At 59.5% G+C, this 14,692-nt stretch carries 14 protein-coding genes and 3 pseudogenes; 4 read left to right on the top strand and 13 right to left on the bottom strand.

The features are described from left to right. Window positions 1-83 precede the first annotated feature (83 nt). Entirely contained in the window at window positions 84-1,379 is a 1,296-nt protein-coding gene (gene murA, locus QQL28_RS04300; protein WP_284261453.1) for a UDP-N-acetylglucosamine 1-carboxyvinyltransferase, read from the bottom strand. Between the two features lie 736 nt (window positions 1,380-2,115). On the opposite strand from murA, the gene QQL28_RS04295 reads away from it, so the two are divergent. Continuing rightward, window positions 2,116-2,535: a hypothetical protein gene (locus QQL28_RS04295; protein ID WP_284261451.1), complete on the top strand. Its 420-nt coding sequence runs from the start codon at window positions 2,116-2,118 to the stop codon at window positions 2,533-2,535. Window positions 2,536-2,736: 201 nt separating this feature from the next. Here the strand turns inward: QQL28_RS04295 and QQL28_RS04290 are convergent, their stop codons facing one another. The 5 genes and pseudogenes from QQL28_RS04290 to QQL28_RS04265 all read right to left on the bottom strand — a co-directional run bounded on the left by QQL28_RS04290 (window position 2,737) and on the right by QQL28_RS04265 (window position 7,339). Then, window positions 2,737-3,393 (bottom strand): phosphoribosylanthranilate isomerase, encoded by a 657-nt coding sequence (locus QQL28_RS04290; protein ID WP_284261449.1) that lies wholly within the window; start codon window positions 3,391-3,393, stop codon window positions 2,737-2,739. Between the two features lie 331 nt (window positions 3,394-3,724). Further along, window positions 3,725-5,149, bottom strand: a complete 1,425-nt coding sequence (locus QQL28_RS04285) for an amidohydrolase family protein (RefSeq protein WP_284261447.1) — start codon at window positions 5,147-5,149, stop codon at window positions 3,725-3,727. A 360-nt stretch (window positions 5,150-5,509) separates the two neighbouring features. Next, window positions 5,510-6,235, bottom strand: coding sequence for an SOS response-associated peptidase (locus tag QQL28_RS04280; protein ID WP_284261445.1), 726 nt, complete (start codon window positions 6,233-6,235; stop codon window positions 5,510-5,512). A 2-nt stretch (window positions 6,236-6,237) separates the two neighbouring features. Next, window positions 6,238-6,619: pseudogene (locus QQL28_RS04275) on the bottom strand (hypothetical protein); the annotation flags it as partial. Window positions 6,620-7,171: 552 nt separating this feature from the next. Beyond that, a complete protein-coding gene (locus QQL28_RS04265; protein ID WP_284261443.1) occupies window positions 7,172-7,339 on the bottom strand; it encodes a hypothetical protein in 168 nt (55 codons plus the stop codon). 385 nt (window positions 7,340-7,724) lie between these two features. Here QQL28_RS04265 and ku point away from each other — a divergent pair, with 385 nt between their 5' ends. The 3 genes from ku (at window position 7,725) to QQL28_RS04250 (ending at window position 9,614) form a co-directional block, all read left to right on the top strand. Then, window positions 7,725-8,651 (top strand): non-homologous end joining protein Ku, encoded by a 927-nt coding sequence (ku, locus tag QQL28_RS04260; RefSeq protein WP_284261441.1) that lies wholly within the window; start codon window positions 7,725-7,727, stop codon window positions 8,649-8,651. Window positions 8,652-8,731: 80 nt separating this feature from the next. Then, the gene (locus QQL28_RS04255) at window positions 8,732-9,199 is read left to right on the top strand and encodes a metallophosphoesterase family protein (RefSeq protein ID WP_284261439.1); all 468 of its coding nucleotides are present in this window, start codon (window positions 8,732-8,734) and stop codon (window positions 9,197-9,199) included. A gap of 235 nt (window positions 9,200-9,434) precedes the next feature. Continuing rightward, window positions 9,435-9,614: a hypothetical protein gene (locus QQL28_RS04250; RefSeq protein WP_284261437.1), complete on the top strand. Its 180-nt coding sequence runs from the start codon at window positions 9,435-9,437 to the stop codon at window positions 9,612-9,614. A gap of 59 nt (window positions 9,615-9,673) precedes the next feature. Here the strand turns inward: QQL28_RS04250 and QQL28_RS04245 are convergent, their stop codons facing one another. The 7 genes and pseudogenes from QQL28_RS04245 to QQL28_RS04215 all read right to left on the bottom strand — a co-directional run bounded on the left by QQL28_RS04245 (window position 9,674) and on the right by QQL28_RS04215 (window position 14,453). Continuing rightward, the gene (locus QQL28_RS04245; protein ID WP_284261435.1) at window positions 9,674-9,850 is read right to left on the bottom strand and encodes a helix-turn-helix domain-containing transcriptional regulator; all 177 of its coding nucleotides are present in this window, start codon (window positions 9,848-9,850) and stop codon (window positions 9,674-9,676) included. Window positions 9,851-10,114: 264 nt separating this feature from the next. Continuing rightward, window positions 10,115-10,324, bottom strand: a pseudogene (locus tag QQL28_RS04240) (RES family NAD+ phosphorylase); the annotation flags it as partial. Further along, window positions 10,321-10,806 carry an Xre family toxin-antitoxin system antitoxin gene (locus QQL28_RS04235; RefSeq protein WP_431309575.1) on the bottom strand — a complete coding sequence of 162 codons (486 nt, stop codon included), beginning with the start codon at window positions 10,804-10,806 and terminating at the stop codon, window positions 10,321-10,323. The pseudogene QQL28_RS04240 and the gene QQL28_RS04235, both read right to left, overlap by 4 nt. A 325-nt stretch (window positions 10,807-11,131) precedes the next feature. Then, a pseudogene (locus QQL28_RS04230) lies at window positions 11,132-11,194 on the bottom strand (Y-family DNA polymerase); the annotation flags it as partial. 342 nt (window positions 11,195-11,536) lie between these two features. Further along, window positions 11,537-11,929, bottom strand: coding sequence for a PAS domain S-box protein (locus tag QQL28_RS04225; RefSeq protein ID WP_284261431.1), 393 nt, complete (start codon window positions 11,927-11,929; stop codon window positions 11,537-11,539). Window positions 11,930-12,042: 113 nt separating this feature from the next. Next, entirely contained in the window at window positions 12,043-13,053 is a 1,011-nt protein-coding gene (cydB, locus tag QQL28_RS04220; protein ID WP_284261429.1) for a cytochrome d ubiquinol oxidase subunit II, read from the bottom strand. Further along, window positions 13,053-14,453, bottom strand: a complete 1,401-nt coding sequence (locus QQL28_RS04215) for a cytochrome ubiquinol oxidase subunit I (RefSeq protein WP_284261427.1) — start codon at window positions 14,451-14,453, stop codon at window positions 13,053-13,055. Before QQL28_RS04215 ends, cydB begins: the two co-directional genes overlap by 1 nt. Window positions 14,454-14,692: the final 239 nt, after the last annotated feature.

Raw genomic sequence — 14,692 nt, 5'->3', positions numbered from 1 at the left:
ACCGGACGATGCTTCGCATCGCCGGAACGTGCTGCGCTGCGTCCGGGGGCACGAGACCATTTCAGAGTAACAGCAGCGCCGCCTCAGCTCTTCCGTTCCGGCACGCGCTTGATCCTGGCGCCGAGCGCGTTCAGCCGCTCGTCGATGCGCTCGTAGCCGCGCTCGATCTGGTCGGCGTTGTTGATCGTCGAGGTGCCCTCGGCGCAGACCGCGGCGAGCAGCATCGCCATGCCGGCGCGGATGTCGGGCGAAATCATCGAGGCACCGCGCAGGCGGCTCGGCCCCGCGATGATCGCGCGATGAGGATCGCAGAGCACGATACGCGCGCCCATCGCGATCAGCTTGTCGACGAAGAACATCCGGGATTCGAACATCTTCTCGAACATCAGGATCACGCCTTCGCATTGCGTGGCGGTGACGATCGCGATCGACATCAAATCGGCGGGGAAGGCCGGCCAGGGCTGGTCCTCCAGCTTCGGCACGTGGCCGCCAAAATCGTCCTGGATCTTCAGGGTCTGGTTGGACGGCACGATCAGATCGTCGCCCTCCACGCGGCAGACGATGCCGAGCCGCTCGAAGCCCATGCGGATCGAGCGCAAATGCTCGACGCCGGCGCGGACGATGCGAAGTGGCGAGCGCGTCACGGCGGCAAGTCCGATCAGCGAGCCGACCTCGATATGGTCGGGCTGGATCGCATAGGTTGCCGAGCCCAGCGTCGCCTGCCCATGCACGATCATGGTGTTGGTGCCGATGCCCTCGATCTTGGCACCGAGCGCGACCAGGAAGTTGGCGAGATCCTGCACATGCGGCTCGGAGGCCGCGTTGCGCAAATAGGTGACGCCGTCGGCGGCGACGGCCGCGACCAGTGCGTTCTCGGTCGCGGTGACGCTCGGCTCGTCCAGGAACACGTCGGCGCCGGTCAGTTTCGGTGCGCGGAATTCCAGCCGGTCGGTCGCAGTGACCTTGGCGCCGAGCTGCTCCAGCGCCAGCACATGCGTATCGAGCCTGCGCCGGCCGATGACGTCGCCGCCGGGGGGCGGCAGCATCACCTCACCGCAGCGGGCGAGCAGGGGGCCTGCGAGCAGGATCGAGGCACGGATGCGGACGCAGAGCTCGGGATCGAGATCGGCGGCGCGGATGCTCTTGGCGTGAATGACAAGCGTGTTGCGCTCGCGCCATTCGGCGGACGCGCCGACCGAGCGGATCAGCTCGACCAGCGTCTCGGTGTCGCGGATGCGCGGCACGTTCTGGAGCGTCACCGGATGCTCGGTGAGGAGGGCGGCCGCGATGATCGGCAGCGCCGAGTTCTTGTTGCCGGACGGCTCGATCGAGCCCGAGAGCCGGTGACCGCCCTCGACGATATATTGGATGGGCGCCACTGTCTTGCTCCTGTCCTCTAACAGAAAACCTCGACTCAGTTGCCGAAAATCCCGCAGCAGAATCAATAGTCGATTTGAACCGGGTAACACAATTCTCTGACTCAAATAACGCAGTTGTGTGACTCTATGAAGGTCCTCCATCGCATTACCCTGACTCAATGCCCAGACCGCCACAATTCAGGTTGTATTGAGCCTATCTCGGTCGGCGGCAACCGAAAACGATCGCGCCAGCAACATCAGCAAAAGTTAATCTCGATGGGGCTGAAGGAACCGGTCTTCCGAAGCCGGTTCGTTTGCCTTGCTGCGAATGAAGGCGTGATAGAAAAACGAGAGATTCGGGCACGAGACAGGAGTCAGACGCTCGTCCCCCCGAGGGCTAACATTCACTTGTCCTGAATTCCCTCATTAGTCGTCGTCATTATTGCCCGACTGCGCGATGGCGCGCTGCTTGAACCGCGGCGCTTGATCCCGCGCAATACGAGATGGCGCTCGCTCAGAAGGATCGCGCCCACGGGTCGATCGTAGAATTGGATACGGGCCGCGTGCATCGTGAAAGCCCGGTGTCCTTTCGGCTTCCGACATTGACCCCGGCATACTGCCGCAGTCCGAAATGGATTGTGGCACTTTCTGCGGATGATGAGGGGTCAACCTTCGGCGCCGGTCGGAGGTCAAAAGCCACGCCGAATCCACACCGAGGTCCCGATCTTCTGGATTCGATCGGCGATTCTGGTTCGGAATGCCCGGCAAGGCACTAGTCCCGCGTACGTCGCAGCGCGGTTCGCAGCCGTTCTCTTTTCTTTTCCCAGCGGTCATGGCCAAAAAAAAGCAGAGCAACGAGACGACGCTGCATTTCCTGGCCGCGCTCGACTTCGAGGGAGAGCCCGGGGCGGACGCCGTAGACGCTGCACTCGACGAGGCCGCAACCGGAGCCGATGAAACCCTGTCGCCGCTAGCGAGTCCGCTGGCCATGGTGACGGCCGCCGATCTCGAGCGCGCCGACATCGCATCGGCGCGGGCGGCGCAATGGACCGATCGCGCGGAATGTCCTAGCCCTATCGCAGCATCGGCGGCACCGGAGGAGTTCGAGAAGCATCTTGAGGCTGGCAACGTCGATGCGATGACCGAGGCCTTCCTGGCGGACCTGCTCGAAGACTAAGGGCGTGTACTCATAAACACAGCAGCATGATCCGGCGAAGGCAATGTCCGCTATGCCCCTAAAGCGACAAGGTTAGTGCGGCAGCGCAATACGTCGCGATAGGGCTATGAGCTGACTTGCGAGAAGTGGCAGCTGTTTGGCGCAAAGCGGCCATCTGACCTGAAACGAGAGTCGGAGAAGGGCCAAGAAGAGATGTGCGATCTAACCGCTCGTTGCAGCGCGATAGAAGGCTTCTACCTTCCCCAGGTCTTTTGAGTGAGTGCCCTCCCGATCGGTTCTTGTTTTTGAATCAACGCCGGCAGGTCGCACCGACCGAATAGCTTCTTTGACATTGTCTGGTCCGAGGCCACCAGCAAGTATCACTGGGGTGCGAACACTCTCCACTATCATTCGACTGATGCTCCAGTCGTGCGTCACGCCCTGCGCGCCGATTTGCACATCACCTGTGCGATGACTGTCGAGCAGGATCCAATCGACAACCCCATCATATGCTTGCGCCGCACCTACTGCCTCGGGTCCCGTGACAGCTACGCTGCGCATGAATTTGGTCTTCGGCAGGGACTTTCGCAGCGCCACGACAAGATCAGGCGTAAGCAATTCGCTTGATGCGCCAAGATGAACGATGGGCGGATCAAGCTCTCCCGCCATCCGTTCGATAAGAGCGACATCCGCCGAAAGGAACAGCGCGGAAAGTACGGACGGCGCCCGCATCATCTTCATAACGGCTAACGCCTTCTGAACCGGAAGCTCCCGAGGGAAGGTTCCATCGCCGACGAGCACGCCGACATGGTCCACGCCGATTGCCGATATCGCCTCGGCTTCCGCAGGTGTCGCGACTTCGTAAATTTGCGTCAGCATCGTCTTACACCCGCTGCCAGCAACTCAGGTGAATAGACAGGATGGCCTGGTCTTGGGTCAATGGCCGTTTCGCGGCGATAGCAGCTTTTGACGCAAAGCGGACGTTCGATTTCAGGCGACTGGCAGAGAAGGGGCCACGAAATGATTACTGCATCGCTTGGCCGCGCAACACATAGCCGTTGGGACCGAGGCCTTGCGACGGAGGAGACGAGGGCATACTCGACGGAAACGCGGTGGACGCCTGCGCAGCGCATTAGCTACCGATCGGTGCGATGGCGACGCACGCGAGTCGTGCAGGATGGAAAAGAACTTAGTGTCTCCGTTCAGCCAGTTAATTGCATTCCGCGATGGGACCAAGCGAGGTGTTTTGTCCCGTGAGTGCGTTGCCGAGTTGCGTGGTAGCAGCGGCGAATGCGCCACTAACTGTCAACGCTTGGCTGTTGAGACTTCGCTTTTCACCGCAGACCGAAACATCTTCGGTGGTGGTCACGCCGGCCTGCGCCATATGATCCGGCGTTCCGTATACGGGCATGCCGTTCACGATCGTCAAGCTCACATCCGATGGGGATGCCGTCGCGAGGTTGGAGTAAGCGTCGGGTGAATGACTGCTCATCATAAAGATATCGGCATATCTGCCGGCTTCGATCGTACCAATCAACTGATCAACATGCGCCAAGCGAGCCGGGATAGAGGTTGCCATTTCAAAGAGCTGCTTTGCTGAAAATAGCCCATTAAGCTTTGTAGTCGAGTAATCACTGGCGAACTTAAGCTCGGCCAGCATGTTGCTACTTCCGGTCGGGGACCAGTCCGGCGCTATCGCAATTGTCACGCCCTGTTGAGCCGCGGTCTCGACATCGGTTGTTTCGCCGTAAAGAACCAAATTGCTACGTGGTGACCAGACAAGCGATGCGCCGGCTTTGCTCATGTCCGCAAAATCGGATGCAAGGAGGCCAACGCCGTGGATGATCACGGTGCTGGCTGTGAGCAATTCGTCATCCTTGAGGAGGCCAAATTCACTCTGTGCTTCCGCATCGGTGCGCTTGCCTTCCGCAAGATGGATGAAGAACGCCTTAATGGAGCCGTCGTTTAAGCCGCTCTGATATTTTAGAAGATCGGCAGGCTTCATGTCACCGGGCCAATTCGGAGCGATAAGCGAATAGTTCGGTGGCGTGACACCGAGCGGGTTCGCCACCGGCTCGTGTCCGATGTTCGTTCCGTAAAATCCGCTGTACCAGTCGAGATTGCGCGCAAGACCCTTGATGCAATCGTACATTGGCTTGCCGAAAGCCGGTGCAGATATACCAAGAAGCGTTGTCGTGCCGCCAATGAGTTGCTTGATCTCGGCGAACTCGTCCATGTCGCAAAACTCGGCGGCAACAATGTTTCTTTCGGGTACCTGAACCGCATTCTGATAAACTGGATCCCTGCGCCACTCATACCGATTGTTGTAGAGATGCGGCGGCGTCCAGCGTGGCAGCGTGTCGTAGATCGGGTGATTGTGCAGATCAACAAGGCCTGGATAGATGTAGTCACTCGACCGAACGATCTGGCCCTGCACGTTGGGTTGGGTCGGTGTCACCGAGACGATTTTGTCGTCTTTGATATAGATCCAGCCATCTTGCAAGACGCCTGACGGCGTCACGATATTTCCATTGAGCAAAAGATTTTGCGCGGCAGCTGATTGGCTGAACGCCGTGATTATGACTGCGAAGCTAAAAGCACGAAATGCTGCACTCAGGGTCTGTTGCGCTTGCATATTTGCCCCCGACGGTTTGAAACCCACTGGGCCATTGGTACAATCGTCAGTTGCGGAAGGCGAGACCCAAAGCCGGAAAAAGTCGACCTTTTAAGACCTGATAGAACCTCTTTAAGCTCCACGCAGCGGTCCAGTTGGGTGCTTAGCGAAGAGCGCGGGGGCGATGATCCCGTTTGCCGGTCCGGATTTTTCTTTGAGTCTTGAATTCGGCAACCAAGCCGCGCGTATCACGATCACGGGACGCAGCCTGGCTGTCTTGTTAATTAATCGCGCTGCTCCACGGATGCGTAGAAGGCGTCCATATCGACGTGGTCTTGCGTTGATGCGGTGCTGGCCCCGTTTGGCAGTCAGTCTCGTCGGTCACGTCGTTGGCCCTGTTAGGTCTTCCTTGACGCCGCGAGCGACGATCCGGAGGCTTCCATCCGGAAGCGGCCTTTGCAATTTCAAGGCCTCGTCCGCGGGGGCGGTCATCCAGGATTCGACCTCGTCCGGTGTCGTTAGGATCACGGGCATTGCCTTGGGGTGGACGGCGCCGACCTCGGCATTCGGCTCTGTCGTGAGGAACGCGTAAAGGTCGTTGGTCGTCTCGCCTTCCTTCACCTTCCTGACCGACGTCCAATTGGTCCAGATGCCGGCGAAGCAGGCGATCGGACGGGTCTCGTCGAGCGCGAACCAGATGTCGCCGCCCTCCGTCTTGTTGAATTCGCTGAACGAGTTGAACGGCACTATGCAGCGATGCTCGGGGCCGAGCCAACGGGCCCAGTGTTTGCTATTCACATTGCGGATGTTGGTCGTGCCGCCGTCCGGCTCCATTCTGAGCAATTCCTTGAAATCCACTGCCTTGCCCTTGGCCTGCAGCTTCTCGGCTCGCTTCTTGGTGGCGTCCATCAGCGCCTTTGACGACGACGGCATTCCCCACCGCGCCGTCGCAAGTTCGCGGCCCTCGGCCCCGTTGCGCACGATTGGTGCCTTGTAATCGGGAAAGACTCCGGGCATCGGCGCCAGATTTCCAACGTATCGATTCACGACGCGAAACAGCGCGCTGATGGCGGCCTGGTTTGTGGTGATCGAGTAGAGATTGCACACTATCAGGTCTCCGAAGCGGCCTGGCGGGAGCGCGATGCCAGTTGCAGAAGGGTAGCTGAGGGCCGGCGGTCGGCCTTGCTACATTTGCTGCAGCGAAAGGCGGCTCGCCAAGTCGTGGACGAATGTGGTCGGCGGATGACGCAGCGCCGTCAGATCGACATCCCGCCGGGTCTTGCATCTGGAGCATTCGATCTCAAGCCAGGCGTAGGCCGCGTTGATTGCCTGGTCGACGGTCGGCGATGGGTCGATCGGCCCGCCGTCGGCCCACATCCTTTCGTTCCAGGATTCGCAGAGCAGCTTGTCGGCCTGCCGGAAGAGAGCCTCGCCCTTGGCGCGGGCTTCGGCAGACTGGCCAGCGAGAATCGTCGTCATCGCGCGCGCTCTCGGAGGCGGATAGCATCGACCTTCTGAATCTCGACGACCCTGGCGCAGCGCCGGCACCCCACCCTCAGAATATGTTGAGGAATCTGGCTCAACCGCAGCGTCCCTTCGGAGGGGGCCGACCTGCTTTCTGCGCGAGGGTCGTCCAGAAGCGCCTGCCAGTACTCTGGCGGCAGATCAGTTTCTGGAGCCAATCCGGGCCTCTCAGGAAGAGGCGGACGAGGTCATCAAGATGCTCACCGTGATGAAGGTATTTCTCAAGCCCAAGGACGAGGCCGCCAACTGAGGCGGCCTGAAAGCTCCCCGCCGATCTGGTGGCCCCGACAAGCGGGGAGCCCTCACGGGCAACGTCCAGCCACGTTGCACTAGGAGGCTAAAACCGCCGTATGACGATCAGATGAAGTTATCGCTCAGTGGATACTCGGCCAGCAGTATGAGCATTTCAGCCGATGACCTTTGTAGCCACGACCAGTATCCAGAAGACGACACCGGTAACGGCTAGGAAGGCGGTCAAATACCAAATGCGATGCATGCGGAAATAGCCGCTGGCGCCGATCAGTGGAGATTGATCTTGTCCAGAGGGAGGTTCAGCGCCGCTGCGCGTTCTTCCCGATCCCTTTTGCGGAACTCAATCTCGCGCCGCTCGAAGTTGGCCATCTCTTCCTTGGCCAGTTCTAGCAGGCGATCACGCGGCATCATGTTTAGCTGTGTGCGTTCCGTCATCACTCACTCCCGTCTGACGGTCCCAGTTACAGAAAGACTTTGAGTCGCGGGAGGTTTCATTGCCGTAGAATTACGGATTTATGACGGCGGTGTTCATCTGGCGGAGCGCCCCGGTCTTTATTCGCTACACCCAGAACGGGTTAATCCTAAACGCTCATGAACAGGTTGTGGCAGTTCGCGAACAAAACAGGCCACTCCCAAATTCAACTTAGGCCACTATGGGTTAAAACAGGCCAGCGCCTCATGCCGCAATAGAACATAACAAGAACACTGGAGTCGAGAGCCCGCGTGAAAAATATCCTCTTGTGGCGCGTCCTTGCTGTCGGAACCTAGCCCTCCCGTTCGTCTTGAATCCCAGCCGTCCCGAACTGGAGTTCTGCGTAACATGGCCCCGAGAGCCAACTGGAAAGGCTTCATGCGTCTGTCCCTCGTCACCTGTCCGGTGGCTCTCTACCCGGCGACATCGGAATCCGAAAAGATCTCGTTCAACCAACTCAATCGAGCAACCGGTCACCGGATCAAATACTTGAAGGTCGACGCCGATACCGGTGACGAGGTCGCGAACGAGGACATCGTCAAGGGCTACGAACTCGACAAGGGACAGTACATCGAGGTCACCAAGGAGGAACTCGAGGAGCTGGCGTTGGAGTCGACGCGAACCATCGAGATCGACGAATTCGTCGACAGGTCCGATATCGACCCGCGCTACTTGATCCGACCCTACTATCTGACGCCGGATGGCAAGATCGGACACGACGCCTTCGCAGTGATCCGCGAGACCATCCGCGAAATGGACAAGGTCGCGATCGGCCGAGTCGTGCTGACAAACCGCGAGCACATCATCGCCCTCGAACCTATGGATAAGGGGCTCGTTGGCACGCTGCTGCGCTACCCCTACGAGGTCCGCTCCGAGCAGGAGTACTTCGACGAGATCCAGGACGTCAAAGTCACCAAGGACATGCTCGACCTCGCAAGGCACATCGTCAACCAGAAGACGGGCACGTTCGACCCCGAGAAGTTCGAGGATCACTACGAGACCGCGCTGGTCGACCTGATCAACCAGAAGCGCGCAGGCAAGACCATCCGCCCGAAGGAGCGGCCCAAGGGCGAAAACGTGGTCGATCTGATGGAGGCGCTGCGCCAAAGCGTCGGTCGGGAGGCTGCACCGGCGAAGGCGGCAAAGCCCACCAAGAAGCCGCGCAAGGCGGCGGCGGGCCAGAAGGAGATGTTGATGCCGATCCAAGGCAAGAAGCCGGCGAAGGAAGCAGCGGCGAAGAAGCCCGCGACGGGCCAGCGGCGGAAGTCGGCTTAGGCCGTTGTGTCCGGGGCACCGGCGGTGCATCAGGAAGCCGTGGCCCAACGCGTGATATGGTGCTTCAACCGGACGCTTCGATGACCTTCACCATCGGTATCATCTCGGATACGCACGGCCTGCTCAGGCCGGAGGCGCTGCGCGTGCTGGCCCATGTCGACCACATCATTCACGGCGGCGACATCGGCGATCCCGAGATCATCACCGCGCTGCGGAGAATTGCCCCCGTCACGGCGATCAGGGGGAACGTGGACACGGGCGACTGGGCCACCGAATTTGCCGAAACCGAGTTCGTGCGGCTCGCCGGACGGCTGTTCTACGTTCTGCACGACCTCAACACCCTGCAGGTCGATCCCGTAGCTGAGGGCATCGATGTCATTGTTTCCGGCCACTCCCACGTGCCGAAGTTGAACACCGTCGACGGCTTGCTTTACGTGAACCCAGGAAGTGCAGGGCACCGACGCTTTAAGCTACCGATCACGCTTGCGCGCCTCGAAGTCACGCCCGACGAACTGAAACCGATCATCCATGATCTTGAAGTCGGATAGGCCGCGCCGCGGCACGTCCAGTGAGGCGAAACTTTCGGCGCCGTTTCGGCCGTCGGGCTGTAAGCCGCGTCCATTGGCAGCGTCAGATGGGCAGATCGAACTGAGGTTCATGGTGTCGGATCGAGGCTTCGTTCGAGGCCGCCATAGGCCCCAAGAGCGGCCTTGCCGAGTTCGGCATTGCGGACATTGTGTCCACAATGCTCGGACACAGGGGTGAATTCAGTCTTCAGAGGCGGTGATCCGCCACCAAGCTGATCGACCCGCACGCAGTCGCCTGCTCGATCTATTATGGCTGTATACCGCCGTCACGCGTGCTCGACAGCAGGTCATCATCGTCGGGCAGCCGAAGACCATGCGTGACGCCCTACAGCGGCCGTACGCCGATCGAAAGCGATTGATCGGATTGCAGTGGTGAGCCGAGGTCTCGCCGAGGCGTGGGACGCTAAGGGGCGGCGCACGTAGAGCCCAAAAGACTCAACTCCGCTCCGAATGGGGAAACTTCGAAACTTGCCGAGCCTTGGCTAGATCTTCGATAGCAACAGCAATGAACGAAGGGTCATTGCTCTCAAGCGCGGCCTCTAGATAGACGGCCTGCTGATCCATCGTCTTCAGGTAATCTTGAACGTCGAACTTGGTTGTCTCAAGGGGCATATCAAACCTCCTTCGCCATCCGCTCGGCGTCCAGCACCACAACCACACTGACTTCCTGAAGTCCAGCCGAACCTACGCAAATTCGAATGGAAGGATGCGAGGGGGCTCCGCTCGTCGAGTTGAAATATGCCATACTGCAACATGACGGAGAAGAAGACCGGCTAACGCAGACGTGGCCGCCGAAGTCGATAAAGTCGTTCCGGCGGGTTATCGGATTGCTGCAGGGCTGCAACTTCGGTGTCGTCAATCTCTGTACGGGCGCCCGAGCGCCCTGAAGCCCTTGTGGACTGCAACTTCCAGAATTGCAGTAGCGGGATCTACCGAGTAGTACACGGCCCGAAGTCCTCCGCTGTTCCAGCGACCGCCGACCAGAAAAGCTCCTTCGCCGCTGTCCCAGGTGGCCGCGTATGTCGCTTGGTCCAATAGCCAATCGCCAAGCTCGGTACCGCCGAGCGCCCCAGGCAATGGCGTCACGCGTAGACACTGTGCTCAAGTCGAACGAGAAAATCTTCCACCAACTCAACACCAGCCGGTGTGGCCAACAGATCGATTGGCTTATGCTGGTTCAAGCCGATAGCCGGCCGCTCCAACCATTGCTCAGCTTCCTGCATGGAGCCGAAAATGGAGGTTGCTTTCGCCAGGACTTCCGCGAACTTCCATGTTCGCCCACTTTGCTCTGGGCTGAGTGGCTTGGCTCCCGCGGAGGCATGGCGTTGGTAGGTGCGATGGCTCATTCCAATCGCTTTGGCGAAAGAGTCATCCCAGCGAAGAAACGCCAGGTTCTCAACCAGATGTAACAGTGCTCTGGACGGCAGCCCGTTCAGAAGCATCTCATGCGCCTCCAACGGGGTTTGGGGAACCTTTCGGAAAGTAGACGGAGCGCCAAGCAGGCTGGCGACTGCAGCCAGCCGCGTCTTCTCAATCGGTTGTGGCCGGTCGGTCTCTCGGTTACGCATTTGAAGTCGTCCAGTCATGCGTCATTCCATTTGTGACAGTTGGCGCAAACGTTCAAGACAGGTGGATCGGTGTTCCGGCCGGTGCCCGCGGGATCCTCCGGCAGGACGCATGCTCAAAGGCCTCGAAGCGGGTCGAGCCACCTCACTAAATATGGTTGGGTCGCACCCTTATGACCAAGATCCGCGGCATTCAGACAAGCGATCGAGCGCGCACCATTGGGCTTCGCGGTGCGGGATGTCGGCTATGCTGCGTAGCCACCTGGTGGGTGGGCGTCGCCAGCCAGACTCAAGGTTCGCTTAAATCGACTAGATTGTTCCTTGCGAGCAAAGGCTTGCCGCGAAGCTCTGTGTTGTCGCGCTGCTCCACGGAAGCGTAGAACGCATCCATGTCGATTTGCTTCGGTGCAGTAGATCTCCGGCGACTGGCGAAAACCCCTTATTTTAGAGCACTTTTGCAGAGCTTGAAGGATTCCCTCCCTCTCCGCCATAATAAAACGGCTTCGAGAAAGCCCCGTAAAATAAGGCCCTTCCGCACCCCAGAACTCGCTGGTGTAGCCCCGAGGGCGACCTCAATCTGCCACGCCACAATACTCGGCAGCAACACTTGTTTCCACATCATTACATGTTCTCCGGAGCCGAAGCCCTCGCATGAGCGACCGCCTGGCCCCGCGTCCAACGATGATCACTCGTCCCGGTCCACGATAGCCTGAGAGGAGCCGACCGGATTCTCTCAACACTCTCGGAGCTCAGAGCGTTCTCGCTCAACGCGCTCTGTTACGTCCCGCGCCATCGCGGCCGCGCCCAGCAACTTGCCATCGACATCGTCTCTGATGATCGCAAAGCTCATCTCGACGTACAGTTTGCGCCCGCTTTTGTGTACCGCACGCGTCAGAGTAGGGCGGCCTTGAAGCTTCGTGCCGCCCGTTGATACGGCGGTGTCGAAGCCGCTCCAGTGACGGTCTCGCAGGTGCTCGGGAATAATCAGATTGAGACTCCGGCCTAGCGCATCGTCCGACGAATAGCCAAATAGGGCCATCGAAGCTCGATTCCACCGAATGATCGCTCCCGAGCGGTCTGCGCAAATGACAGCATCAGCGAGCTGTTCGAGAACCGATTCGGCCAACGTGGATCGATCTTGCATTGGGCGCCTTTCAGTTGGAAAGCTCGGATCCACGTCGCTGCACCTTTCCCTATGATAGGCGCTCCCGCTTGATCTAGAAGGTTGGCGTGAGGCGATTACTCATACCCCACCTCGGCCCGCACCTTTCCGCGGAAGACCCAATACGACCAGCTCGAATAGGTCAGGATGACGGGAACGAGGAACAGCGTTCCGACCAGGAGGAAGGCCTGGGTGCGCGGCGACGAGGCAGCCTCCCACAGCGTCAGCTGGTAGGGCACAATCATCGGATATAGGCTGATCGCCATGCCAATGTAGGAGAGGACAAAGAGGCCGATGGCACCGAAAAATGGTGCCGTCTCGGCTTTGCCGCCGAGCGATCGCCAAGTTCCGAGCGCAATCACGCCGGACAGTACGGGCACTGGCGCGAACAGCGCGATGTTGGGCCAGCTAAACCAGCGCGCTGCCACTGCGGGGACCATGATTGGTGTCCAGATGCTGACGATGGCGATCGCCGTCACGACACCGATGAGGCAGATGCGGCCCTGGCGACGCGCCGCGGCCTGAATGTCACCTTCGGTTTTCAGGATAAGCCAACCCGCGCCGAGAAGGCCGTATCCGAACATCAGGGCGACGCCGGTCAGAATGGAGAATGGCGTGAGAAACGCAAACGACGTTCCCGCGAATTGCCCGTCGCGCACCGGAAAACCCTGGACGAATGCGCCAAGCACGACGCCTTGCGCGAACGTGGCGATGGCCGATCCGTAGCAGAATGCACGGTCCCAGAATGTCTTGTTTTCAGCGTCGCGAAACCGGAATTCGAACGCAACGCCGCGGAATACCAGCGCAAGCAGCATCACCAGGATGGGGAAATACACCGCCGGAATAATCACCGCGAAGGCGGTCGGGAAGGCCGCGAGAAGGCCAAGGCCACCAAACACCAGCCAAGTCTCGTTGCCGTCCCAGATCGGCGCAATCGAGTTCATGATGGTGTTGCGGGAACGCTTGTCGGGCGCCAGGCCAAAGAGCATCCCCACGCCGAGATCGAAGCCATCGAGCAGCACATAGAAGAATACGGCCGCCGCCAGGATCACTGTCCAGATCGGAACCAAATCGAGCACCTGGGTCATCACACGTTTCCTTTCACGACGTTGATTGCGGGGGCCAGGACTGGCGCCCCAGGCAGACCAGCCTCGATTGCCGGAGCCGATTCGCTGGTCTCAACCGGGCCCTTGCGAACGAGCCGAAGCAGCATGATGAGGCCCGTGGGGTAGATCAGTAGATAGACAGCCACGTAAGCAAACAGCGACAGCGTCACGTCATGGCTTGTCAGAGACGGCGACACCGAGGCTGCCGTGTGCAAGAGCCCATAGATCGTCCACGGCTGCCGGCCGACCTCGGTCACGAACCATCCGGCGATGACCGCAATAAAGCCGAGCGGAATCGCACACTGACATGCCAGCAGGTACAGCCGCGTGTCGTAGAGCTGCCCACGCCACCGCAGCAACCCGCCCAGAAGCACGAGCGCCAGCATCAATCCCGCGCATCCAACCATCGCGCGGAAGGCAAAGAAGGGGATAGCAACCGGCGGACGTTGATCGGCGGGGAAGTCCTTCAAACCCTTCACCTCGCCATGGAGATCGTGCGTCAGGATAAGGCTTCCGAGATAAGGAATCTCGATGGCGAACTTGTTGTGCTCGGCCTTGTCATCCGGGATCGCAAAGAGCGTCAGCGGCACGCCCTTGCCGGTATCCCACTTGGCTTCAATGGCCGCGAGTTTTGCGGGCTGATATTTGCGGGTGTTGAGGCCGTGCATATCGCCAATCACCATCTGCAGCGGCACCAACACGGTCAACGCCCATAGCGCCATCGAAAACATGATGCGCGCGTCCTGGACGGATCGATTGCGCCTGAGCAGGTAAGCGCCCACGCCGAGGACGACGAAGCCCGTTGTCGTGAAGAATGCGAACGCGGTATGCGCCAGCCGATAAGGAAATGACGGATTGAAAATCACCTTGATCCAGTCTGTCGGAATAAACTGGCCATTGACGATCTCGTAGCCGGCCGGCGTCTGCATCCAGCTGTTGGCGGACAAGATCCAGAACGTGGAAAACAACGTGCCGATCGCCACCATGAGTGCCGCGAAGAAGTGCGCCCAAGACGGCACAAGCTTGCGGCCGAACAGCAGGACACCGAGGAAGCCGGCTTCCAGGAAGAAAGCGGTCAGGCCCTCATATGCAAACAGTGGCGAGAGGACCTGGCCGGCTGCGGACGCGTAGCGGCTCCAGTTGGTGCCGAACTGAAACGGCATGATGATGCCGGTCACGACGCCCATGCCGAATGCGATCGCGAAGATCTTGATCCAGAATGTCGAGGTGCGGACATAGACTTCGCGTCCGGTCGCGAGAGCCAAGCCCTCGAGGACGGCGATAAAGGACGCCGCTCCGACGGTGAACGCAGGCAGCAGGATGTGCCAGGCGATGACCCAGGCGAACTGGATGCGAGACAATAGGACTGGATCGAAGTGCATCGCTGAACCTCTCGTGTTTCGGTCATGTGAAGAGAGCAGCCGAAGGGGCTCTCAAAGCCGTCTGCAAAGCATGCAGGCTCGTTGAAAATAGACCGCGCAGCTCGGATGCATGAGTAAACGGTGCCAAATCCCGGCAAATTCTTCAAAAGCAGCTGAAGCTATGTGGCTGTTCATCAGCTCGCGCGAACCACCAACGCCTGTTACTGCTCGCTTTGGGATGTGCTCATAAAGAGAATGTG

It is taken from the genome of Bradyrhizobium iriomotense (assembly GCF_030160715.1).
GTDB classification, from domain to species: Bacteria; Pseudomonadota; Alphaproteobacteria; order Rhizobiales; family Xanthobacteraceae; genus Bradyrhizobium; species Bradyrhizobium iriomotense.
The sequence above is the reverse complement of the archived record's forward strand: the minus strand, read 5'-3'. Positions and strand labels throughout refer to the sequence as shown.